Genomic DNA, 22,767 nt, shown 5'->3' with positions numbered 1-22,767 from the left:
GCACATGTGCTAGGGCCCCATTAAAGCGGGTAAGACCTCTTGCTGAAGAAATTCGGTGCCCCTCTTCATAGCCGCGCTCCTGTAAAATCGCCAGGCAAACGATGAGCGGAACGAACAGAGACGTGCCGGCAAAAGCACTGCGCACAAGGGACTCATCGGGTGCAGAAGGATCGATTACATTCCAGCAGAAACCAATATCCTCCCCAAACACGCTATTGCCAAAGGCGAGCAACGTTGTTCCGTTTTTTAGAAAGACACCGAAGAGAAGGCCGAACGCCAGAATAAGCGCAAGACCAAACTTCGCCGGAAACATCCTGTGCAAACGCATCATATCTGCCTTTATGGGATGGATCGCCCGCTTCATAGCGAGACCGCCTTCATCAAGCGCCTGTAATACTCTTTTAGGGACGACGCCTCATCCCTTATGACGTCCATCGATTCCTTTTTCAGCAGTTCGCCGTCATGAATAAACACGCAACTTGTTGCAACTGATGCCAACTCATCCAAATCATGGCTAGAGACGAGCATGGTCTTACCCTGTTCTCGATTCAATCGACCGATAAGGGCCCATATACTCTCGATGCCCAGCGGGTCCAATCCATTTGCCGGCTCATCGAAAATTAGTACGTCGGTGTCGCCCAACAAAGCCGTAGCTATATCCAGCCGCCGTTTCATTCCCAGAGAAAAACTGTTCACGCTCTTTTTCTCTTCGACGTCCAGCCCGACTAGGCTCAAAACGCGAGGAATCTCACGATTCGCATCAAGCCCCCATTCCGCACATCGGATCCGAAGATTCTCAGCCGCACTGAGGGATTGGTATGCTCCGCAGGAATCTGGCACATAGCCGACACGCGTCCGCATCAGGCTCAGCTCTTTTTTCGACTTGCCCCCAAAGAGCTCCACGCTCCCCGACGACGGCTCGCAGAGGCCCAAGACGATTTTAATAAGCGTGCTTTTGCCCGCACCGTTTGCACCAACAAGGGCAAGGAGCTCAGACTGATGCACCTCGAAGGAAACGTCATGCAAAACGCGCCGTTTCCCGTAGCGCTTTGACACCTTTGATAACTTTATCGCTGATGCGTTCATCGGCCTCCCGTTCTGCTTGATAGCAAAACCGCTCATATCGTTCCTTCTTTCCTTTATCGTTTTTCATAGTTGTTATTGTTTTTCGATAACTCATATTTGTCAAGGTAATCTAAAAGAAAGAACCCGTGTTAGACACGGGCCCCTTTACGCTGATATTTCGTTATAGTTGTTCGCTTTATGCTACTCGTCGCTCAAATCTACAGCAAAGACTGATGTCGGAAGCAACGCCTCATTGCCTCCGCCGTCCCGCATCTGCCTCACGACATTTTTTGCACGCTCAACAATAAGCTCCTCAAGCTCTTTCTCGCTCACGCGCTGAATAATATCTCCCGGTTGACAGTCAAGTTCATCGCAAATATCGAGAAGCGTCTTAAGGCGAATAGCTTTAATTTTTCCGTTTCTTAGCTTAGAAATATTAGCCGGAGTATGCCCCGTGGCACGAATCAGATCAGCACTGGTCTTTCCGGTCTTAAGTAGCTGCGTCTCAAGCTCGATGATGAGATAGCTCATGCTTCCTCCTACACAAGCTCGTCAGACTGCTCTTGGAGCAGCGAGGCATAACTCCAGATCACCGAGATACACAGACAGACAGCCGCGCCGATAAGCGACCCCGCATCAAAGGCAACGCCTTGGCAAATCTCAATAACGAAGGAATGAGGCACGACGTAAAGCTCCAGCCCACCAATGGTAAGATTGACCGATCCGTAGGCACCAATAAGCGAAACCGCGGCGTTAACAGCAAAGGCAAGCGCAAGAACACGGATAAGCCGCACATGCGTCTTGGTAAAGGGCGAGACGCCTCGCGAGATGTTACGGCTGATCCCACACAGAACGACAAGCGAAATACCCACGACGAGTGCCAGGCACAGTCCGCTTGGGATAACGATGCACCCGCCATCGAGAAGCGTCACGACGCCGAAAGAATCGACAGAGGCAACGTTTGCAACCGCATACCAGATCACGTAAACAACCAACGCGGCAAAAGCGACGAGCATCCCTGCAAAAACGGCTGCCATGCAAAAGCCAAGCTTCCTGATATTTTCGCCCGCTTTGGCCATACGCTGAACGCTGTTAGACATACACTCACCCTCATCGACTCTATCGTTATTCGAACAGTTTATCGAACAACGATATTGATTGCATGCGGAAAGCCCCGCCAGTGCGCATAGGCCATTTACTAACCCGGAGGGGTGAGCGTGGATTTTTGGACACATATCGAACGAGAGTGGATAATCTCCCACTTTGAGGCCGCCACCGGGCCTAAAACGGGAGATTATCCACTCTCATAGTCATCAAGGCCCGCAAGCTCTTATTCGGCCGCCTCGCGCAGGGCCGACATCGTTGCCGCATATTGCTGCTGCAACGCATGCATTCCCTCGCGAGCGCCGTCAACGGCATCGGCGCCGCGCAACGCCTCGGTCACCACGACCGCCGGCTCGTACAGATTATCGAATCCCAGGTTCTGGCTCACGCCCTTGAGCGTGTGCGCTGCCATAAACGCACCTTCGGCGTCTCCCGCCGCCATGGCGGCCTCCAGCTTGTCCATGCTCTCGTCATCCAAAAACTTGAGGGCAAAGCGGGCAAGCATTTCCCCGCCCATCAGCCGAGCGCACGCGTCATCATAATTAGCGCCGATCTTCTCATACGCCTCACGCATGGAAATCATGGATTAAAAACTCCTTTGGTCAAACTAAATCGTAGGAAACGCGACGACATCGGCGGGGCGTGCCAATGTCTCGGCAATTTGGTCTTGCACCTCGAGCAAACAGTCGAGCAGCAACGGGTTAAAGGTGCCGCACTTACCGTCCAGAATCATCTGGATTGCCTCCTTGTGCGGGATGGCGTCCTTGTACACGCGCACGCTCGTCAGCGCATCGTACACGTCGGCCACCGAAACCACCTGTGCGGCAATGGGAATTTCGTCGCCCTTAAGGCCATCGGGATAACCCTTGCCGTCCCAGCGCTCGTGGTGCCAACGCGCAATCTGGTACGCATATTCCATAAGCGCATTGCCGGCGTGCTGGCTACCCAACTCAAGCAGCATGTCGGCGCCGATCGTGGTATGCGTCTTCATAATCTCGAACTCCTCGGGCGTAAGGCGTCCAGGTTTGTTGAGAATCGCATCGTCTATCGGCATCTTGCCGATATCGTGCAGCGCCGAAGCCAGGGCGATCGTGGAGCGTTCCTCATTGTCGAGGGAGATCGTGTCGCTACGCCGGACCAGACAGCCAAGCAGCAGCTCGGTCAGCTTCTCGATGTTCGTAACGTGCCTGCCGCTCTCGCCGTTGCGAAGCTCCATGACGCCGGCCATGATGTCGATGAGCATACGACTGTTCTTGACGCGCTCGTTGTACTGCTGGGACAGCAGGTTCGTCAGGCGGCGCTGCTTGGCGTATAGGCGGATGGTGTTGCTTACACGGCGGCGCACGACACGGGAGTCAAACGGGCGGTTGATATAGTCCGAGGCGCCCAGCTCGTACGCGCGCAGAACCACATCGTCGGAATCTTCGCTCGAGATCATGATGACAGGCAGATTGTCAGTAGCCGATCGGTGCGATAGATCGGCCAGCACCTCAAAGCCGCTCATGCCCGGCATGACAATGTCCAGCAGCACGAGCGACAACTCATCGCCATGGCGGTCGACCATGTCGCGCGCCGTACGACCGCTATCGGCCTCGAGGATGCAATACTCGTCCTTGAGCATCTCGTTGAGAATGGCTCGGTTCATCTCGGAGTCATCGACAATAAGCACCAAAGGCTTTTCGCTTTGGAAGGCCTCGATGGAATCGGCATCAGTCACGACCGTACCGGCTTTCGCCTTTGCGCGGCTCAATAACTGGACGGCGCGGCCAACGCCCTCATCGACCGTCTCGCCATGAATGAGAACGCCACCAACACATGCCGTCAAGCTCGCGTACTCATGGCCCGGAACAATCGTGGCATGAACGGCATCGGATACCTGATGCAGGCGACGGGTGAAGTCATCGGAGGGAATATTGGGCATGACAACCACAAACTTGTCACAGCCATAGCGCACAAGCTCGTCAGTCGAACGAATTCCGCTGCGTATGGCTGTCGCCACAGCACCGAGTGCAAGGTCGCCGGCATGATGGCCGCATGTATCGTTGAAGACCCTAAAATCATCAAGGTCAATCATCGCAACGCCGGCATTCATGCGGGCGCTACGGAGCTTTTCCTCGTAATATCGGCGATTACGCACACTCGTCAGCACGTCGGTGTAGACAAGGTCCTCTTCTGTGGCCTCTTGCTCATCAATCGGACGCACCATCAGCAGGACGTGAGGCTCGCCCTCGACCTTTAGAGGGCGCAGACGGGCGCGGTACTCAACACCATCGTTGAGCAGTTGCTCCGACACCTCACCCGAATCTGCCAAGGCCTCAAGACTCGACTGACGCAGACAAGGGCAGCGATCGCCGGCGAGCAAGCAGTTAGGCTCGCTCTTAATCTGATCGGCCGACAGCAAACGCACCACGGGGTAGGTCTGCGCGACGCGGGCGACCTCGGCGGCAGCCTCCTCGTCGGTTAGATTGGCCTCGTGATTATTGAGCATATGGGGCCCCTTCTATCGTTACGCACGGCAACGGTGCATATCAATTGGTACAAGGGTAACATCTAACAGCTGAAGGCAAACGCGCGATTATCGTTACATTTTTATGACCTGGCAAGCGGCGGTAATGGAGCCGCGGGTGCGCGGTTATGGGCGCATTCGTTAACAATGACGAAACGCTAACAGCCCCTCTCCCCGCAGGTCATCGAGCGCGCTAACGCTCCAAGACATCGCGAACGGCGTTTGCCGCCGTAACGGGGCGATCGCGCAGACCGTTATGCGCGCCCGGGATCGTCACGAGGGGGCAATCGAGATATTCGGCAGCCGCTCGCGTGCCAGCCTCGCGGGGCGTACCGACCGAGAGCTCGCCGAGAAGCACAGCAGCAACGGACTTCGATGCGCGGACACTATCCCAATTGGGAACGTAAGTCATATTTGTTCCGTATTCATTGGCCATGAAGCAACGACCATTGCGCAGGGCATGTTTGGCTTCCGCTTCGGTCGTCCCAGGAGCCTCGGGATCCAAGTCGCCGAGGGCTCCCAAGAAAAGCCGGAGCGCCCTTGAAACCTTTCCAGCCGCAATCATATCGAGCAAAACCGGAGCTGCGCCCATGCCGACGCCTTCGGCCGACACAGCCGGCTCATGCAGAATCGCACGGGCGATGAGATGGGGTTCGGTGCGAAGAAGCTCCAGCGCCACCAACGTACCGGCGCTGTGCGCAAGCACATTTGTCGGAGCGCCAACGTGTTCGATCACGGCCTGCAGATCGGCGGCCTGAGTGGAAAGATCATAGCTGCCGTCTGCCGCTTCGCTGCTGCCGCCGCAGCCGCGGCGGTCGTAGGCAATTACGCGGTAGTTGCGACTGAGCTCACAAGCGATGCCATCGAAAAATGTGCCGTCGACACAAGCGCCGTGCACGCACACCAAGGCAGGAGTATCAGGCAACACATCCGGGCCGGCATATTCGCGACAGGCAATCGTGGTGCCCGCATTCTCGACCGTAAAATCCATGTTGTGCCCCCATCATCAACGCCCATCCAGTTGCACGTCAGTACGGTTGGATGGACCCGCATTGCCTTATGCCTTGTTAACAAATTAACTGTACCCGAGCCGAGGCTTTTCATGGCGCAGCATAATGAGCGACGTGAAAAAACGAAACTTGTAAAGCAAGAGCCCGCACCTTGTTTTGGAGCCGATGCTATGCTTAGGCACAATTGTCTTGAGGAGCATATGCCTATGTCTACGTTTTTGAATGCCAGCCCCATCTTTGGGCCCGTTCGCAGCCGTCGCCTTGGTCTCTCGCTCGGCGTCAACATGATGCCGGCCAGCGGCAAAATCTGCACGTTCGACTGCATTTACTGCGAAAACGGCCTCAACGCCGAGCGCCCCTGTCATGAGCCGTACAACACAGCTGCCGTGGTACTCGACGCGCTCGAGGTAAAGCTGCGCGAGATGGCAGCCGAGGGCGAGCTCCCCGATGTGATCACCTTCGCAGGCAACGGCGAGCCCACTGCCGCACCGGAGTTTCCGCAGGCCATCGCCGGCGCCGTCGCGTTGCGCGACAAGCTTGCCCCAAACTCCAAGATCGCCGTGCTCTCCAACGGTACGCGCGCCGACCGCCCCCAGGTGCACGACGCGCTCATGATGGTCGACGACAACATCCTCAAGCTCGATACCGTCGACCCGGCGTTTATCCAGCTGCTCGACCAGCCCGTTGGCCCCTACGACGTCGAGCACCAGATCGAGACGTTCGCGAGCTTTAACGGTCATGTCATTATCCAGACGATCTTTTTGACCGGTGAGTATCAGGGCAAGCCCATCGACAACACCGGCGAGGAGTACGTTGCCCCCTGGCTCGTGGCGCTCGAGCGCATTCGCCCACAAGAAGCAACCATCTACACGGTAGCGCGCGAGACACCGGTCGCCGGCCTTGCCAAAGCAGCGCCCGAGGCGCTCGACACGATCGCTGCACGTGTGCGCGCCCTCGGCATTCCCTGCCAAGTGAGCTACTAGCAAAACCACGCAGCAGCCAGTGTCAGCCATCCCGCTCCATCAGTTGCGGTGATATAGTTCCTATTTATGCTGTTAAACCGCTTAAATCGGAACTATATCACCGCAACTTTAATGGACGCGTGGGTGGGCTATACTAGCTGCGGATGAAAGGAAGTTAGCCATGTTTGACAACGGACCCGTGCCCGGTCGCAACGACGCTTGCTGGTGCGGCAGCGGCAAAAAATATAAGAAATGCCATAGCGCCTTCGACGAGCGCCTCGAGCGCTTGTGGGAAGAGGGCTGGGAGGTTCTGCCCCGCACGCTCTACAAGACGCCCGCCGATATCGAGGGCATCAAGCGCTCGGCAGCCATCAACGTGGGCGTGCTCGATTATGTGGGCGAGCATATCTCCGCGGGCATGACCACCAACCAGATCGACCAGATGATCTACGACTACACCGTCGAGCACGGTGGCACGCCGGCCGACCTCAACTACGAGGGCTATCCCAAGAGTGTGTGCACCTCGATCAACGATGTGGTCTGCCACGGTATCCCCTGCGACACGGACGTGCTGCACGAGGGCGACATCATCAACGTCGACTGCTCCACGATTCTTGACGGCTACTTTAGCGACTCGAGCCGCATGTTCTGCATCGGCGAGGTCTCTGCCGAGCGCCAGCACCTGGTCGAGGTCACCCGTGCCAGCGTGGAGGCGGGTCTGGCCGCCGTCAAGCCGTGGCTGCCGCTGTCCGTGATGGCCGAGGCCGTGCAAAAGACGGTCGAGGACGCCGGCTTTAGCGTGGTGCGCGAGTACGGCGGGCACGGCATTGGCAAAGAGTTCCACGAGGACCCATTTGTGGGCTTTACCACCGAGGCGCCCGATGTGGACACCATCATGGCTCCGGGCATGGTCTTTACCATCGAGCCCATGGTCAACGCCGGAGCGCCCGACATCAAGATTAGCAAGGGCGACGGCTGGTGCGTGCGCACCAAGGACGGTAGCGATTCGGCTCAGTGCGAGGTGCAGCTCGTGGTGACCGAGGACGGTTACGAGCTGCTGAGCTGGTAGCCGTGGATGCGCCGGGCTTCGCGATAGATATGTTAACCATCGCGAAGCTCGGCATTTTTATAGCGTTTTGCCTGATAAAACCTGCCAAAATAAACCTGTCCCTTTTTGGCAGGTCGAGCGGAGAGGACTGCTTGTGAACATCCTGGTTTTGTTGCCCGTCAATGACCGCCATCATGCGATCCTCGAGTCGAGCGCTCCAGGCGAGGACTTTATCTACACGAGCGCCGACGCCGCCACGCGCAAGCAGGTCGCCGATGCCGACGTGATCCTGGGCAACATCGACCCTGGCATGCTCACGGCATGCGACCATCTCCAGCTGTTGCAATTGCAGACCGCCGGCTATGACGACTACCTTGCCGCCGGCACTGTGCCGGCCGACGCCAAATTGTCTTGCTCGGTGGGCGCCTACGGCCAGGCCGTAAGCGAGCACATGTTTGCCATGGTGCTGTCTATGATGAAGCGCCTGCCCGGCTATCACGACTTGCAGCGCGAGCATCGCTGGGAGGATTTGGGCCCGGTCACCTCGCTCAAAAACGCCAACGTGCTGGTGCTGGGCGCGGGCGATATCGGCGGCCACTTCGCCACGCTCTGCCGCAGCATGGGCGCGCACGTCCGCGGCATCAAGCGCCATCCGCTCGTCTACCCCATTGTATTTGAGGACATGGACGGCATGGATGCCCTGTCTGAGCGCCTGGCCGAGGCCGATGTCGTCGCATCCTTTATGCCGAGCACGCCCGAGACCCGCGGTCTGGCGAATGCCAAGTTCTTCGCCGCGATGAAGCCGGGCGCCTTCTTTGCCAACGGCGGCCGCGGCGATCTTGTGGTCGCCGACGACTTGGTTGTCGCTCTGGAGTCGGGACATCTCGCCGGTGCCGCGGTCGACGTCACCGACCCCGAGCCGCTGCCTGAGACAAGCCCGCTGTGGGATGCGCCCAACATGCTCATCACGCCGCACGTCTCCGGTTGGTTCCATCTGGCCGCCACGCTCAACAACGTGGTCGACATCGCCGCGGAAAATCTTCGCCATCTGCAAGCCGGCGAAACCCTGCGCTGCTGGATCGAACATTAAGAATTGCGCCGTTTTACAAACGGCGTAATGAGCCGACGCTGCGAGCCCGCCGTTTGGCCAATCTGCCGTTCAATTTTAAAGGCGCGACCAGAAGGTCAGCGCCTTTTCATTTCACGGCACCTTGACTCAAACGGCGGGCTCTCGCTGACTTTTATTCGACCTGCGGGATCTGACTAGCGCAGGCTCTGCCTATGAAGTCCTAGCAGTTCCGTCTTGTCGTTGGCGTTGAAGCATTTGCCCAGATAAAACCTGCCAAAATTGTCATCTCATCTTGGTCGATTTTAGAGCTCCACGCTTTCGGCGCCGTTGATGGTTAGGTTTCGCTCGTAGAAGGCCGTGAGGGCGCGGATGGCACACATCACGTCGCGCACGCCGCCGGTCTCGTAGCTCGAGTGCATGGCAAGCTGCGGCAGGCCCACGTCAACGGCATGCATGCTCGCCTGCATGTTCGACAGGTTGCCCAGGGTCGAACCGCCCGCCATATCGCTCTTGTTGGCGAAGGCCTGCGTGGGCACGTCGGCGTCATCGCAGATGGCTTGGAACACCGCGCGGCTAAAGGCATCGGTGCAGTAGTGCTGGTTGGCGGCTTCCTTGATGACAATACCGCCGTTGAGTACGACCTGGTTGCGGGCATCGCACTTCTCGGCATGGTTGGGGTGCACAGCATGCGCGTTGTCGCAGCTCACAAGCATCGAGGCGGCAAGCGCGCGATGGTACGACTCGTCATCGAAGCCCAGCGACCCGTTGATGCGTCGCAACGCGTCGGCCAAGAAGGTCGACATGGCGCCCTGCTTGGTCTCGGAGCCAACCTCCTCGTTATCAAAGCAGCAAAAGACCGAGACGTCGTGCGCGTTCTCGGTGCCCAAAAATGCCTGTAGCGAGGTATAGGCGCAAGCCAGGTCATCAAGCTTGGGCGTCGAGATAAACTCGTCGGCCCAGCCCCAAATGCGCGCATCCTGGCGGTTGACCAGGAACAAATCGCGGCCCAGAATTTGCTCGGGCTCAACGTCCAGCTCTTCGGCAATCAGGGCATCAAAATCTCCCTGCTTGAGTTCGCCGGCGCTGATGAGCGGGCACAGGTCGACGGCTCGGTTGGGAGCAAAGCTCTCGTTAACGCCACGGTTCATGTGGATGGCAAGGCTCGGGATGATGGCGACTTCGCGCTCGGTAGCGAGCAAACGACTCTCGATACGGTCGCCCTCGCGTACCAGCACGCGGCCCGCGAGTGCCAGCGGACGGTCGAACCAGGTGTAGTCGATCATGCCGCCGTAGGCCTCGGTGTTCAGGCGCAGCGTCTCGCCCGCGCCGTCGAGCTCGGGCACGGCCTTAACCTTAAACGTCGGCGAGTCGCTGTGCGACGCCGTCAGCTGAAAATGGTAGTCGCCGGCAACGCCGTCCTCGCCCCACGTAGCAGCCAGGTCCTCGCCCACCTTAAAGGCGATAACGCTCGAGGTGTTGCGCTGCGTGTAATAACGCCCGCCCGGCTCGATGTCCCACGCCGCGTTCTCGGACAGGTAGGTAAAGCCCGCCTCGTCGAGCTCGGCCATAATGGTCGCCGCCGTATGGAACATGCTGGGGCATGCCTCGATAAAGTCGATAAGGTCGTTGGCGGCCTCGATATCATCGGCCGTCACATGCGCGCGCTCGGGCGTTTCCTGATCCGTCATGCTCTCCCCTTTCGCTGGGTTGATGGTCCCTTCCAGCATACCCCGCCGCGCCAGCGCTGCACTCTTCATTCCGTGTTTAATCCCGCACCGCTCACCAAGTTGAGCCATCATGCCCGTGCACCTTTTGCGACAATTACGCTAACAGGACGAGAGGAGCCGCCATGAAGCCACGTAACATTGCCATCGCCTGCGGTGTCGCGGGAGTCGCCGTCGGCCTTGCCGCTGCCACCGGTATCGTTTATCACAAGCAAATCAATTCCGCCGCGTCGCTCAAGCGCTTGACCGGCTACGCGGACGGCTATGACCTGTACGCAATCGACATCGCCTACGACTACGATCTTGATCGCATCATCGCCGCTGGCGTGCGCGACGACCAGGCCTACATCGATGCCGTGGTGGCGCAGGTGCTGCCCGGTGTGCCGGTACATGTCCAGGCGCCCCAGTTTGCCTGCAGCGCTTTTGTCGCCGTAGATGCCGAAGGCCGCGTGCGCACCGGTCGCAATTACGACTTTAAGGACGACACCTCGGCGCTGCTGGTGCGCAATCACCCACGCAACGGCTATGCCTCCATCGGGTTTGCTGCCCTTAACAACCTGGGCGATAACACTCCGTTTGACTCCGTCGGCGGACGCGCCGCCGCACTCATGGGCCCGTTTGCCCAGCTCGACGGTGTTAACGAATGCGGCGTGTCCATTGCCGTACTCACTCTGGATTCCAAGCCCTGTGACCAGGACACGCAACGCCCCGTCATCAATACCTCGCTCGCCATCCGTCTGGTGCTCGACCGTGCCGCCACCACGCAAGAAGCTGTCGACCTGCTTTCCGCCTACGACATGCACGCTATGGCAGGACGCGATTACCACTTCTTTATCAACGACGCCGCCGGTGACGCGCGCGTAGTAGAGTGGGACCCGCGCGATCCGGACCGCGCTTTCAAAGCGACTCCTGTACGCCAGGTTACGAACTTCTACGCCTGCTATGGCGACGAAGTGCTACCCAACCAAAAGAATGGCGAGCTGGGCCATGGTAAAGAGCGCGCCGTTGCAATCGCCGATGTCCTTGATACCCATGTCGGTGCCCAGGACGAAACGATTGTCTGGGAAGCCCTGCGTGCCGCAGCGCAAGAGCCCAATCCGGAAGACATCACCAGCAATACGCAATGGTCGGTCGTCTTTGACAATACCGAACCCGCCGCCGCCATTACGCTGCGCCGCCACTGGGGCGACGTCGACGCCTTCGCACTGTAAGGAGCCAGGCCCGTCGACCTTACGTTCCCTGACGTTGCTTACATTTCCATACGCTTGAGCTAACACGTTTACCCCCGTATCAACAGTGTGCGGGGGTAAACTTATGCGCATGTTATAACTTGCCCGGAAGGATTCATCATGCTCAGGATCGGTCTTCTTACCAGTGGCGGCGACTGCCAGGCGCTCAACGCCACCATGCGCGGCATCGTCAAAACGCTTATGACCAATAGCGAAGAGCCTATCGAGATTTATGGCTTTGAGGACGGCTATCAGGGCCTTATCTACAGCAGGTTCCGCGTCATGACGCCCGCCGATTTTAGCGGCATCCTCACCCGCGGCGGCACCATCCTGGGCACGAGCCGCACACCGTTCAAGCGTCTGGATACCCCCGAGGCCGATGGTGTCGAGAAGGTGCCGGCGATGGTCCACACCTATCATAAGCTGCAGCTCGACTGCCTGTTTATGCTGGGCGGTAACGGCTCCACCAAGACCGCCAACCGCCTGCGCGAAGAGGGCCTCAACGTTATCGCGCTGCCCAAGACCATCGATAACGACACCTGGGGCACCGAGCTGACGTTTGGCTTTACGAGCGCCATCGACGTCGCCACCAAGTGCATCGACGACATCCACACTACCGCCTCGAGTCACGGCCGCGTGTTTGTTATCGAGATCATGGGCCACAAGGTTGGCTGGATCCCGCTGTACGCCGGCGTCGCGGGCGGCGCGGATGTCATCTTGATTCCCGAGATTCCCTACGACATGGACCAGGTCATCAAGACCATTGAGCATCGCATGGAAACCGGCAGCCGCTTTACCATCGTGGCCGTCGCCGAGGGCGCTATCTCCAAGGAGGACGCGGCGCTGTCCAAGAAGGAGTACAAGAAGAAGCTCGCCGAGCGCACGAGCCCGTCGATTGTCTACGACATCGCCAAGGAGATTGAGGCCAAGACCGGTCGCGAGGCCCGCGTCGCCATCCCCGGTCACACGCAGCGCGGCGGCCAGCCCGACGCCCAGGACCGCATCTTTGCGACCCAGTGCGGCGTCGAGGCCGCGCTTGGCTGCCTGCGCGGCGAGTTTGGCTACATGATTGCCCTGCGCGACGGCAAGATGTGCCACATGCCGCTCGAGGATGTCGCCGGCAAGCTCAAGTATGTCGACCCCCAGAGCGATCTGGTGCGTGAGGCCAAGGCGTTGGGCATCAGCTTCGGCGACGAATAGCCTCGGCTGGAACTGCTCTCATCGGAGGCCCCAGGGCTTACCTCCCAAATCGTCCTCGGACATGTCAGGATCCCGCCGTGCGCTTCGCGCGGCGGGATCCTTCCGTCCTGCGGAAAGATTTGGGAGGTAAGCCCTGGGGCCTCCTGCGGTAACTAGGGAGTCCGAGGCTATTCGTCTTCTTGCTGCGGGTGCCTGGTCTGAAATTAAGTTGCGGTGAAATAGTTCCTGCTTAGCCCGCAAATGGCTGAATCTAGGAACTATTCCACCGCAACTTACGAATGATCGGAGCGGCTACAGCACAAGCGTCGGCGTTCGTTTGATGGTCCGCCACGAAAAGGGGTCATCTACTACGTTTAACTCGATGAGGTCAACCATGACCGCCTTTTTCGAAAATCGACAGACCTTCTACCTGCGGTTTTATTTTTCGTTTTCCCGGCATGGTTGAGGGTATCCAATTAAACGTAGTAGATAGGCCCGTTTTGTGGCATATGACCCATTCAAGCCCAATCTCGAAGGCTAAAGAGAGCCTCTCATCCACGCCTGCGAGCAGAAGATAGCAAAGCATAGCAAAGCATAGCAAAGCATAGCAAAGCATAGCAAAGCAACAAACGCCGGGTCACCCGTAGGTGCCCGGCGTTTGCCCAGATAAAACCTGCCAAAATAAACCTGTCCCTTTTTGGCAGGTTACTCGGCGCTCTTGAGGGCACCGACCATGTCGATCTTATTGAGGGTGCGATTGGTAGCGAGGTTGACGATAAACGTAAAGCCAAAGGAAAGCACCACGGCGAGCACGTAGCTCAGTGGCTCGACCTCAACATCAAAATACAGCGACGGCATCTGCAAAATGTAGGTAAAGCTCTCGGCCAGCAAGCCACCCAGCGGCACGCCCAGCGCGGCGCCAATCGCTGTAAGAATCAACGTCTCCTTGTTGACGTAATGGTGCACCTCGCCGCGGCGGAAACCCAACACCTTGATGGTTGCCAGTTCGCGCTTGCGCTCCGAAATGTTGGTGTTGGACAGCGTAAACACCACCACAAATGATAGGCACGCCGCCATAAAGGTCACAAGCACCACGACCGAATTGATGATCGTAAAGTTCGCCTCATAGTTTTCCCAATGCTCGGCCGTACTCGAAATCGTAAGCCAACCGTCACTCTTAAGATTCTTGCTAAACGCAATCTGGTCGGCCGACGAACCCTTAAGCAGCACAAAGACGCCGTTAAGACGTGCACTTCGACCGAACGCGCGCTCATAGGTGCCCTGCGTCATGTAAAGCGTGTTGCCCAGATAGTTAAGCGAAATGTCGCTGACTTTGACCTTGGCAACATTGAGCGACGAATCCTGGACGTGAGCCGTATCGCCCGGCTGAATCCCCAGCACCAGCTGTGAACTTTTACTCAGATACACGTCTCCGTCACGCAAAGGCAGCGGTTCTTTGGACTCATCCTCCAGACGCACGTAATCGCCCAAGTCACTCGTGCGGTCATCGGGCACCACGATCAGCTGCACGGTCTCGCTCTTGCCGCCAAATGTAAAGGTGACGTTGTCGGTCATAATCGGCAGCGTCGAAGTCACGGTCACGTCGGAATCCTTGGCTGCGCTTCGCTCGTCGAGCGCCGCGCACGTCTGCGAAAAATCGTCGGGATTGGCAACCGCCAGCAGGTCATAGCGCGTGATATGCCCGTACTGCTTGGGCGAAAGCGCGACCGACGTATCACGAATGCCCATGCCGCAAATCACAAGCGCCGTACAGCCCGCGATACCAAAGATGGTCATAAAGGCGCGCTTTTTGTAGCGGAACAGGTTACGTGCTGCCACCTTGTTCAAAAAGCCCATGCGGCGCCAGATAAAGCCGATGCGCTCGAGCAAGATACGCGAGCCGGCGCGCGGGGCCTTGGGGCGCATGAGCGAGGCTGGGGTCTCGGCCATCTCGTGGCGGCAGGCAATAATCGTGGCGCCCACCACGCCCACGGCAAACAGCGCCACCGACACGAGCGACGACACGATATCGTACGAAAGCAGCATCTGGGGCAGCGAGTACATGTCGTCGAACACCGTAAACAGGAACAGCGGCAGGCCCACAAATCCGATGATATTGCCGAGCACGCCGCCGATCAGGCACGCCCACAGCGCATAGTCCACGTATTTGGACAGGATGCGCTCGCGCGAGTAGCCGAGCGCCTTGTACAGGCCAATGAGCGTGCGCTCCTCCTCGACCATACGCGTGGCGGTAGTGAGGCTGATGAGCACGGCGACGATAAAGAAGATGAAAGGGAACACCGTGGCGATGGCTTCAATTGACGAGCTATCGCTCTCCACGCTCGAGTAACTTGCGATATTGCCGCGGTCCTGGATGTACCAGGTGCATTCGCCCAGGTCAGAGAGCTCGGCGCGGGCATCGGCAAACTGCTGGTCGGCGGCGGCGCGACGCTGGTCCAGGTCGGCCTGCGCTTGCACGCGCTCCTCACTGCCCTCTGCCATGCGGTTGATGTTGCCCTGTTCAATCCCAAAGAGCATATTCGCCTGGCGCTCAGCCGCATCTAAGCTTGCCGGCGTGTCGACTGTCAGCTCCTTAGCGCGCGCCTTCTCACGCTCCTCGCGGATCTTCTCGATATTGTCCTTGACCTTGTTGATCTTTGCCGCGTAGGCATCGGAATAGGAGTTGAGGCTCTTGGCTCCCTCGACGATCACGTGGACCGCGGAGTAGGAAGAAGATGTCGCGGCGTCCTCGCTCACATAGAACTTATAGTCCGCCGCCGAAGCAGCGCGAAAGGCGTTGACTGTCGAGTCGGAGCTCACATCAGTGGGATCGAGGACCTCGGCCGTAATGGTGTAATCGCCCGCGGCAAACTGATCCTTGGCGCTTTGGTTCGATGAACTTGCGTCATTGGCGGCAAAACTCACTGTATCGCCGAGCTTTTTGCCCGAAGCCTTCAGGAACTTCGAAGTCACCGCGACCTCATCGGCGCTCTCGGGCAAATCGCCGTTCACGAGCACCGGCTGATCGATGTTCTCCTTGGAGAGACTTTGCACGACCACTCGCTCGCGCGTTGTGCCCACGGCGGTGTAGGCGGTCTCGGTGTAGATACCCTCAGCCGTCTCGACGCCGTCGACCTCTTGGATAGCCGCAAGATCGTCGCGTGTAAGGCCATAGGTCGACTGCACGTTAATGTCATAGACATTCTGCTGGTCAAAATACGCGTCGACCGAATCGCACAGATCCTCGCAGCCCGCCTTAAGGCCGCACATCACACTCACGCCGAGAGCGGTGATAACCACGATGGACAAAAAGCGCTTAAGACTGCCCCGAATCGTGCGGTAGATGCCACGGCGAAAAACCGTCGGCACCATATCGTTTGAGCTTTGGGCAGTGCGGTAGGTCGTAAAATCCTGCTCGCGCTCCGTGTTCCGCGCGTCGCGGCGTTGGCTGTTTTGGCGGTCCTGATCCATGGGCGCTACCACTCGATCGTCTCGATAGGCACGGGATTTTGCTGGACCGTCTCGCTCTCCACGCGACCGCTCTTAAAGCGAATCAGGCGATCGGCCATGGGCGCGAGCGCGGAGTTGTGCGTGATGATGATGACCGTAATGCCCTGCTTGCGGCAGGTATCCTGCAGCAGCTGCAAGATCTGCTTGCCGGTTTTATAGTCGAGCGCGCCCGTGGGCTCGTCGCACAGAAGCAGCTTGGGGTTCTTTGCCAGTGCGCGGGCGATGGACACGCGCTGCTGCTCGCCGCCCGAAAGCTGTGCCGGAAAGTTGCCCAGGCGCTCGCCCAGGCCAACCTGACGAAGCGTCTGTTCGGCATCGAGCGAATCGGGGCAAATCTGAGCTGCGAGCTCAACGTTTTCGAGGGCCGTCAGGTTGGGAACCAGATTGTAGAACTGGAAGACAAAACCGACATCGGCGCGGCGGTATTCCACGAGCTGCGCCTCGTTAGCGGAGCTCACATCGCGCCCGTCCACCGTCACGGTGCCGGAGGTCGCCGTATCCATGCCGCCCAGAATGTTGAGCGCCGTGGTCTTGCCGGCACCCGAGGCACCCAGGATAATGGCGAGCTCGCCGCGCTCGACCGTAAAGCTCGCGCCGTCGAGCGCGTGGATGCGGGCATCGCCCTCGCCGTATGCTTTGATGACGTCTTTAAATTCGATATAGGCCATCGATTGGTTCCCATCTGGTCGGATAACTCTCTAGTATTACCCATTTCCCACCTACCAAAAAGGGACAGGTTTATTTTGGCGGGTTTTATATGGGGAAATGGAAGCTATAGATGAGACGCCGGGGAGGCAGAGAAATCATCGATTGGGTCAGGCCGACCGCCAAACACAACGCACGCATCTCAATCTGTCAGCCAAATCATTCGAACAGCTGTTCGTTTCTATGATATGATTCGGCTATCTAAGCAGGCCAATACGCAGAAAGGCGGCCAACATGGCGTTCGACTTTAAGAAGGAATGCAAGGAGCTCTACAAACCTGCAAGCAAGCCGAGTATCGTAACTGTCCCGCCTATGAGCTACGTTGCCGTTCGCGGAAAGGGCGACCCAAATACCGAAGGTGGCGAGTATCAAAACGCCCTGCCGCTGCTTTACGGCATCGCCTATACCATCAAGATGTCGAAGAAAGGCTCAAGGAGTATCGAGGGCTATTTCGACTTTGTGGTACCGCCGCTCGAGGGTTTCTGGTGGCAAGACTCCCCGAGCGGCGACATCGATTATGTACGCAAGGACGATTTCAACTTTATCTCGTGCATCCGCCTGCCCGATTTCGTCACCCGAGATGACTTTGACTGGGCGGTCGCGGAAGCCACAACCAAAAAGAAACTGGACTTTTCCGCCGTCGAGCTGCTTAAAGTTGACGAGGGTCTCTGCGTTCAATGCATGCACACCGGGCCCTACGACAACGAACCGGCGACCGTAAACGCCATGCATGAATACACGACCGAGCAGGGCTATGTCCCCGACTTCTCAGACACCCGTTTACATCACGAAATCTATCTCTCCGATCCACGCAAGTGTGCGCCGGAGAAACTTAAGACTGTGGTTCGTCATCCTATCAAGCGCGCTGAATAGCGTGGAGCGCCGCCCCGCCATTCAATCTCAGGGCGGGATTCAGCCGGGTTTCAATTTCAACAAACAGCATCATCCGGAAACCGATATGTAAGGCTGTATAAATCGTTTCCGTTTGCCTAACAAAATGACCACTCGGCTAACAAGCTCGGCCCATGTCCTCACGCGATGGTACTGTTCTCTAGAGTTCTTATTAGAGAGGGATGCTCCATGGAGATCACCATCAATCGCGAAATTGGGAAGCTCGGACTTCCCAGGCATCTTGTGCTTGGCATGGATCCAGGTATTGCAAGCTGCGGATTCGCACTTATCGACACAGCTAATCATGAAATCCTGGATTTGGGCGTCAGATTATTTGACTCTCCAACTCATCCTAAAACGGGCCAAAGTCTTGCGGTTATTCGCAGGGGCTTCCGCTCTACCCGTCGAAACATTGACCGTACCCAGGCGCGCTTGAAGCACTGTCTCCAAGTCTTCAAGGCTCATGGCCTCATCCCCCAAGACGCCACCAAAGAGTACTTCCACACCACAAAAGGCGACAAGCAGCCGCTCAAGCTTCGTGTTGATGGTCTTGACCGCCTGCTCAGCGATCGCGAGTGGGCGCTAGTCCTTTACTCCCTCTGCAAGCGCCGTGGATACATCCCCCACGGAGAAGGCAATCAGGATAAATCAAGCGAAGGCGGCAAGGTTCTATCTGCCCTTGCGGCCAACAAGGAGGCAATTGCGGAGGCCTCGTGCCGCACCGTTGGCGAATGGCTCGCTCAGCAACCTCAAAGTCGCAATCGCGGCGGCAATTACGACAAGTGTGTAACGCACGCCCAGCTTATCGAAGAAACTCATATCCTATTTGATGCTCAACGCTCCTTTGGCTCCAAATACGCTTCGCCGGAACTTGAGGCCGCGTATATCGAGGTTTGCGATTGGGAGCGTTCGCGCAAAGACTTCGACCGCCGCACGTACGACCTCGTCGGACACTGCTCATACTTCCCAACAGAAAAACGAGCCGCACGCTGCACGCTTACGAGCGAACTCGTTTCAGCCTATGGGGCACTCGGCAACATCACCATCATCCACGATGACGGGACCTCTCGCGCCCTGAGCGCTACGGAGCGCGATGAGTGCATTGCAATCCTGTTCTCGTGCGAGCCAATTCGAGGCAACAAAGATTGTGCTGTTAAATTCGGCGCCCTCAGAAAAGCGCTCGACCTTAGTTCCGGCGATTACTTTAAGGGAGTTCCAGCCGCCGACGAAAAAACACGCGAGGTGTACAAGCCCAAGGGATGGCGCGTGCTCCGCAATACCCTCAATGCAGCCAACCCCATTCTCCTGCAGCGTTTGCGCGATGACCGTGATCTCGCCGATGCCGTTATGGAGGCGGTGGCATACTCTTCAGCTCTCCCCGTACTTCAGGAGAGGCTTCAGGGGCTGCCGCTTTCGGAAGCGGAAATCGAGGCGCTTTGTAGGCTTCCCTATTCATCCAAAGCTCTTAACGGCTATGGCAACCGTTCAAAAAAAGCACTCGACATGCTGCTCGATTGCCTCGAGGAGCCCGAGGTCTTCAACCTTACGCAGGCCGAAAATGACTGCGGCCTGCTGGGACTTCGCATCGCTGGCGCCCAGCTCGAGCGCTCCGATCGCCTGATGCCCTATGAGCTCTGGGCTGAACGCACCGGTCGAACCAATAACAACCCGGTCGTCATTCGCTCCATGTCGCAAATGCGAAAAGTGGTCAACGCCATCTGCCGCAAGTGGGGCGTGCCAAACGAAATCCACGTTGAGCTTGATCGAGAGCTCAGGTTGCCTCAGCGCGCAAAAGACGAGATTGCCAAGGCCAATAAGAAGAATGAGAAAAATCGTGAGCGCATTGCCGGACAAATTGCTGAACTGCGTGGCTGCACGGCAGATGAGGTCACAGGCAAACAGATAGAGAAGTACCGCCTGTGGGAAGAGCAGGAATGCTTCGACCTTTACACGGGCGCTAAAATCGAAGTCGATCGCCTAATTAGCGACGACACCTACACGCAGATCGACCATATCCTGCCGTTCTCTCGCACAGGAGAAAACTCGCGGAACAACAAAGTCCTAGTCCTCGCCAAAAGCAATCAGGACAAACGCGAACAGACGCCTTACGAATGGATGTCCCACGACGGTGCGCCTTCATGGGATGCTTTTGAGCGTCGCGTTCAAGAAAATCAGAAACTCAGCCGTCGCAAAAAGAACTTCTTGTTGGAGAAAGATCTTGATGCCAAAGAGGGCGATTTCTTAGCTCGAAGCTTTACCGATACTGCCTATATGTCACGAGAGGTATGTGCCTATCTCGCAGACTGCCTGCAGTTCCCCGATGATGGCGCAAAGGCACATGTTGTTCCTACCACTGGCAGAGCGACCGCATGGCTGCGTCGCAGGTGGGGGCTAAACTTTGGGTCGAATGGCGAAAAGGATCGCTCGGACGATCGTCACCATGCCACCGATGCTTGTGTGATTGCAGCATGCAGTCGAAGCCTCGTGATTAAAACCGCTCGGCTCAACCAAGAGACACACTGGAGCATAACCAGAGGTATGAACGAGATTCAGCGTCACGATGCCATAATGAAGGCCCTCGAAAGTGTTATGCCCTGGGAGACCTTTGCGAACGAAGTACGTGCGGCGCACGATTTCGTCGTACCCACACGTTTTGTTCCGCGCAAGGGAAAGGGCGAGCTGTTTGAGCAGACGGTCTATCGTTATGCCGGCGTCAACGCACAGGGTAAAGACCTCGCTCGCAAAGCGGGCTCCGACAAAGACATTGTCATGGGCAACGCCGTTGTATCGGCAGACGAGAAGTCGGTCATCAAGGTGAGCGAGATGTTGTGCCTGAGGCTCTGGCATGACCCGGAGGCCAAGAAGGGGCAGGGCGCTTGGTACGCAGACCCCGTCTATAAGGCGGATATTCCTGCACTTAAGGATGGGACGTATGTGCCTAGAATTGCGAAGGCCCACACTGGTCGAAAAGCCTGGAAGCCTGTTCCGAAAAGCGCCATGGCGAAGCCACCATTGGAAATATACTTTGATGATCTGGTGCAAATCGGCGATTTCATCGGACGATTTAGCGGCTACAACATCAATAGTGCCAACTGGTCTTTTACTGACAGGCTTACTAGATTGAACCTAAGCTGCCCCACCGTTGGACAACTAAACAACGACCTATCGCCTGTTGTTATCCGCGAATCTCCCATCAAATAAAGTAACCGCTCGCCCCGTACGCTCCCATTTTGACGTACGGGGCCCTTTTGCTCGATTGAGGACCCCCTTCCCCAAGGTGATACGCTCGGGCGTGCTCCCAGTCTGTCGAATGGTAGGTCTTGAGCACGCGCCCTTCCCCAAGGTGATACGCTGGTGAACACGTCGATGTGGTCGAGGTTCCAGTCTTGAGCACGCGCCCTTCCCCAAGGTGATACGCTCCTCACGCTCGACGTATGGACGACGCATATGTCTTGAGCACGCGCCCTTCCCCAAGGTGATACGCTCCGTGCGTCGACGCCGTGTGCCTGCCCCCAGTCTTGAACACGCGCCCTTCCCCAAGGTGATACGCTCCAGGCACCGAACAGCAACTTCTCCACCTAGTCTTGAGCACGCGCCCTTCCCCAAGGTGATACGCTAACTTCACGTTGAACGACTTGACGTTCGCCGTCTTGAGCACGCGCCCTTCCCCAAGGTGATACGCTGTCCCGAACACGCTCGTCTGCCATGCCTACGTCTTGAGCACGCGCCCTTCCCCAAGGTGATACGCTCTTCGAGGAAACCGACGGCGCGGACGGCTTGTCTTGAGCACGCGCCCTTCCCCAAGGTGATACGCTACGGCAATGGAACGAGACTTGCGACGACTGGTCTTGAGCACGCGCCCTTCCCCAAGGTGATACGCTTAATGTCGACGTCGGTCACGGCCTGCGTGAGGTCTTGAGCACGCGCCCTTCCCCAAGGTGATACGCTCATCACGCTCACGGCTGACCAGACGTTCAAGTCTTGAGCACGCGCCCTTCCCCAAGGTGATACGCTAATGAGTTACAGTGTAGCCGTAGCGGTTGCGTCTTGAGCACGCGCCCTTCCCCAAGGTGATACGCTACCATGAGCAACAACCTCTACACCGTGAATGTCTTGAGCACGCGCCCTTCCCCAAGGTGATACGCTTCGCCCTCATACGGATACGCACGCATAACAGTCTTGAGCACGCGCCCTTCCCCAAGGTGATACGCTTATTCGAAATCGCTCGCCTCCTCGTCCATGGTCTTGAGCACGCGCCCTTCCCCAAGGTGATACGATGGGAATGTCCACCTTGGTACGCCCGTCCATGTCTTGAGCACGCGCCCTTCCCCAAGGTGATACGCTTGCGTCATCACCGGTCTCGCCGTCTTTACGGTCTTGAGCACGCGCCCTTCCCCAAGGTGATACGCTACCGAAAGTATCGGGGCCGTATCGACCCCCGTCTTGAGCACGCGCCCTTCCCCAAGGTGATACGCTATATGGAAATGGCAGACGGTGACCGCCTTAGTCTTGAGCACGCGCCCTTCCCCAAGGTGATACGCTCATGCAGAACATTAAGTCTTGGCGTACCTAGTCTTGAGCACGCGCCCTTCCCCAAGGTGATACGCTATGTGCGCACAGAAAAGCCCCTTTAACAGGGGCTTTTCTGTTTCAAGCCTCAAAAAAGAAGACTGATTCGACCTCAGATCTAGGCTTATAGGACAAAATGTGTGTCCACGTTGGGGGCATCGGCGCAGGTCGATGCCCCTTTTTCAGCCGTTTAAAT

The 22,767-nt window shown here is 57.5% G+C and carries 17 protein-coding genes and 1 CRISPR repeat array; of the genes, 7 read left to right on the top strand and 10 right to left on the bottom strand.

All coding sequences use genetic code 11. The features are described 5' to 3' along the window. The 7 genes from AB5164_RS03800 to AB5164_RS03770 form a co-directional block, all read right to left on the bottom strand. Positions 1 to 364, bottom strand: a 364-nt coding sequence (locus AB5164_RS03800; protein ID WP_368147818.1) for a hypothetical protein, incomplete at its 3' end; no start/stop codon positions are given. Further along, positions 361 to 1,122 (bottom strand): ABC transporter ATP-binding protein, encoded by a 762-nt coding sequence (locus AB5164_RS03795; protein ID WP_117798468.1) that lies wholly within the window; start codon positions 1,120 to 1,122, stop codon positions 361 to 363. The genes AB5164_RS03800 and AB5164_RS03795, both read right to left, overlap by 4 nt. A gap of 144 nt (positions 1,123 to 1,266) precedes the next feature. Beyond that, positions 1,267 to 1,596, bottom strand: a complete 330-nt coding sequence (locus tag AB5164_RS03790; protein WP_316366833.1) for a helix-turn-helix domain-containing protein — start codon at positions 1,594 to 1,596, stop codon at positions 1,267 to 1,269. Positions 1,597 to 1,604: 8 nt separating this feature from the next. After that, a complete protein-coding gene (locus AB5164_RS03785) occupies positions 1,605 to 2,144 on the bottom strand; it encodes a hypothetical protein (protein ID WP_195543988.1) in 540 nt (179 codons plus the stop codon). Between the two features lie 251 nt (positions 2,145 to 2,395). Next, the gene (locus AB5164_RS03780) at positions 2,396 to 2,752 is read right to left on the bottom strand and encodes an Hpt domain-containing protein (RefSeq protein ID WP_089572324.1); all 357 of its coding nucleotides are present in this window, start codon (positions 2,750 to 2,752) and stop codon (positions 2,396 to 2,398) included. Positions 2,753 to 2,776: 24 nt separating this feature from the next. After that, positions 2,777 to 4,657, bottom strand: coding sequence for a diguanylate cyclase (locus tag AB5164_RS03775; protein WP_368142714.1), 1,881 nt, complete (start codon positions 4,655 to 4,657; stop codon positions 2,777 to 2,779). Between the two features lie 211 nt (positions 4,658 to 4,868). Further along, positions 4,869 to 5,666 (bottom strand): alpha/beta fold hydrolase, encoded by a 798-nt coding sequence (locus tag AB5164_RS03770; RefSeq protein WP_152068563.1) that lies wholly within the window; start codon positions 5,664 to 5,666, stop codon positions 4,869 to 4,871. Between the two features lie 225 nt (positions 5,667 to 5,891). On the opposite strand from AB5164_RS03770, the gene AB5164_RS03765 reads away from it, so the two are divergent. From AB5164_RS03765 to AB5164_RS03755, 3 genes are all read left to right on the top strand, one after another. Then, positions 5,892 to 6,668: a radical SAM protein gene (locus AB5164_RS03765; RefSeq protein WP_368142713.1), complete on the top strand. Its 777-nt coding sequence runs from the start codon at positions 5,892 to 5,894 to the stop codon at positions 6,666 to 6,668. 160 nt (positions 6,669 to 6,828) lie between these two features. Further along, positions 6,829 to 7,716: a type I methionyl aminopeptidase gene (map, locus tag AB5164_RS03760; protein WP_152068565.1), complete on the top strand. Its 888-nt coding sequence runs from the start codon at positions 6,829 to 6,831 to the stop codon at positions 7,714 to 7,716. A 133-nt stretch (positions 7,717 to 7,849) separates the two neighbouring features. Continuing rightward, entirely contained in the window at positions 7,850 to 8,785 is a 936-nt protein-coding gene (locus AB5164_RS03755; protein ID WP_368140833.1) for a D-2-hydroxyacid dehydrogenase, read from the top strand. A gap of 281 nt (positions 8,786 to 9,066) precedes the next feature. On the opposite strand, the gene AB5164_RS03750 is transcribed toward AB5164_RS03755, so the two are convergent. Continuing rightward, entirely contained in the window at positions 9,067 to 10,452 is a 1,386-nt protein-coding gene (locus AB5164_RS03750) for a M18 family aminopeptidase (RefSeq protein WP_347479042.1), read from the bottom strand. Positions 10,453 to 10,613: 161 nt separating this feature from the next. Between AB5164_RS03750 and AB5164_RS03745 the strand changes: the two genes are divergently transcribed. Next, positions 10,614 to 11,699 carry a carcinine hydrolase/isopenicillin-N N-acyltransferase family protein gene (locus tag AB5164_RS03745; protein WP_368142712.1) on the top strand — a complete coding sequence of 362 codons (1,086 nt, stop codon included), beginning with the start codon at positions 10,614 to 10,616 and terminating at the stop codon, positions 11,697 to 11,699. Between the two features lie 138 nt (positions 11,700 to 11,837). Further along, complete coding sequence (locus AB5164_RS03740; RefSeq protein WP_368142711.1) at positions 11,838 to 12,917, top strand: 6-phosphofructokinase; 1,080 nt, start codon at positions 11,838 to 11,840, stop codon at positions 12,915 to 12,917. A gap of 684 nt (positions 12,918 to 13,601) precedes the next feature. Here AB5164_RS03740 and AB5164_RS03735 read toward each other — a convergent pair. Both AB5164_RS03735 and AB5164_RS03730 read right to left on the bottom strand, forming a co-directional pair. Further along, positions 13,602 to 16,367, bottom strand: a complete 2,766-nt coding sequence (locus tag AB5164_RS03735) for an FtsX-like permease family protein (protein WP_368147816.1) — start codon at positions 16,365 to 16,367, stop codon at positions 13,602 to 13,604. 5 nt (positions 16,368 to 16,372) lie between these two features. Next, a complete protein-coding gene (locus tag AB5164_RS03730) occupies positions 16,373 to 17,074 on the bottom strand; it encodes an ABC transporter ATP-binding protein (RefSeq protein WP_118206577.1) in 702 nt (233 codons plus the stop codon). Positions 17,075 to 17,345: 271 nt separating this feature from the next. On the opposite strand from AB5164_RS03730, the gene AB5164_RS03725 reads away from it, so the two are divergent. Beyond that, the gene (locus tag AB5164_RS03725) at positions 17,346 to 17,984 is read left to right on the top strand and encodes a GyrI-like domain-containing protein (RefSeq protein WP_347479034.1); all 639 of its coding nucleotides are present in this window, start codon (positions 17,346 to 17,348) and stop codon (positions 17,982 to 17,984) included. Between the two features lie 207 nt (positions 17,985 to 18,191). After that, a complete protein-coding gene (gene cas9, locus AB5164_RS03720) occupies positions 18,192 to 21,203 on the top strand; it encodes a type II CRISPR RNA-guided endonuclease Cas9 (protein ID WP_347479033.1) in 3,012 nt (1,003 codons plus the stop codon). Between the two features lie 116 nt (positions 21,204 to 21,319). Then, positions 21,320 to 22,610: a CRISPR direct-repeat array (repeat unit 36 nt; unit sequence GTCTTGAGCACGCGCCCTTCCCCAAGGTGATACGCT). Positions 22,611 to 22,767: the final 157 nt, after the last annotated feature.

Source organism: Collinsella aerofaciens (genome assembly GCF_040915425.1).
Classification (GTDB): domain Bacteria; phylum Actinomycetota; class Coriobacteriia; order Coriobacteriales; family Coriobacteriaceae; genus Collinsella; species Collinsella aerofaciens_BW.
Note: the sequence above shows the minus strand (reverse complement) of the source record. Positions and strands in the feature narration are given on the sequence as shown.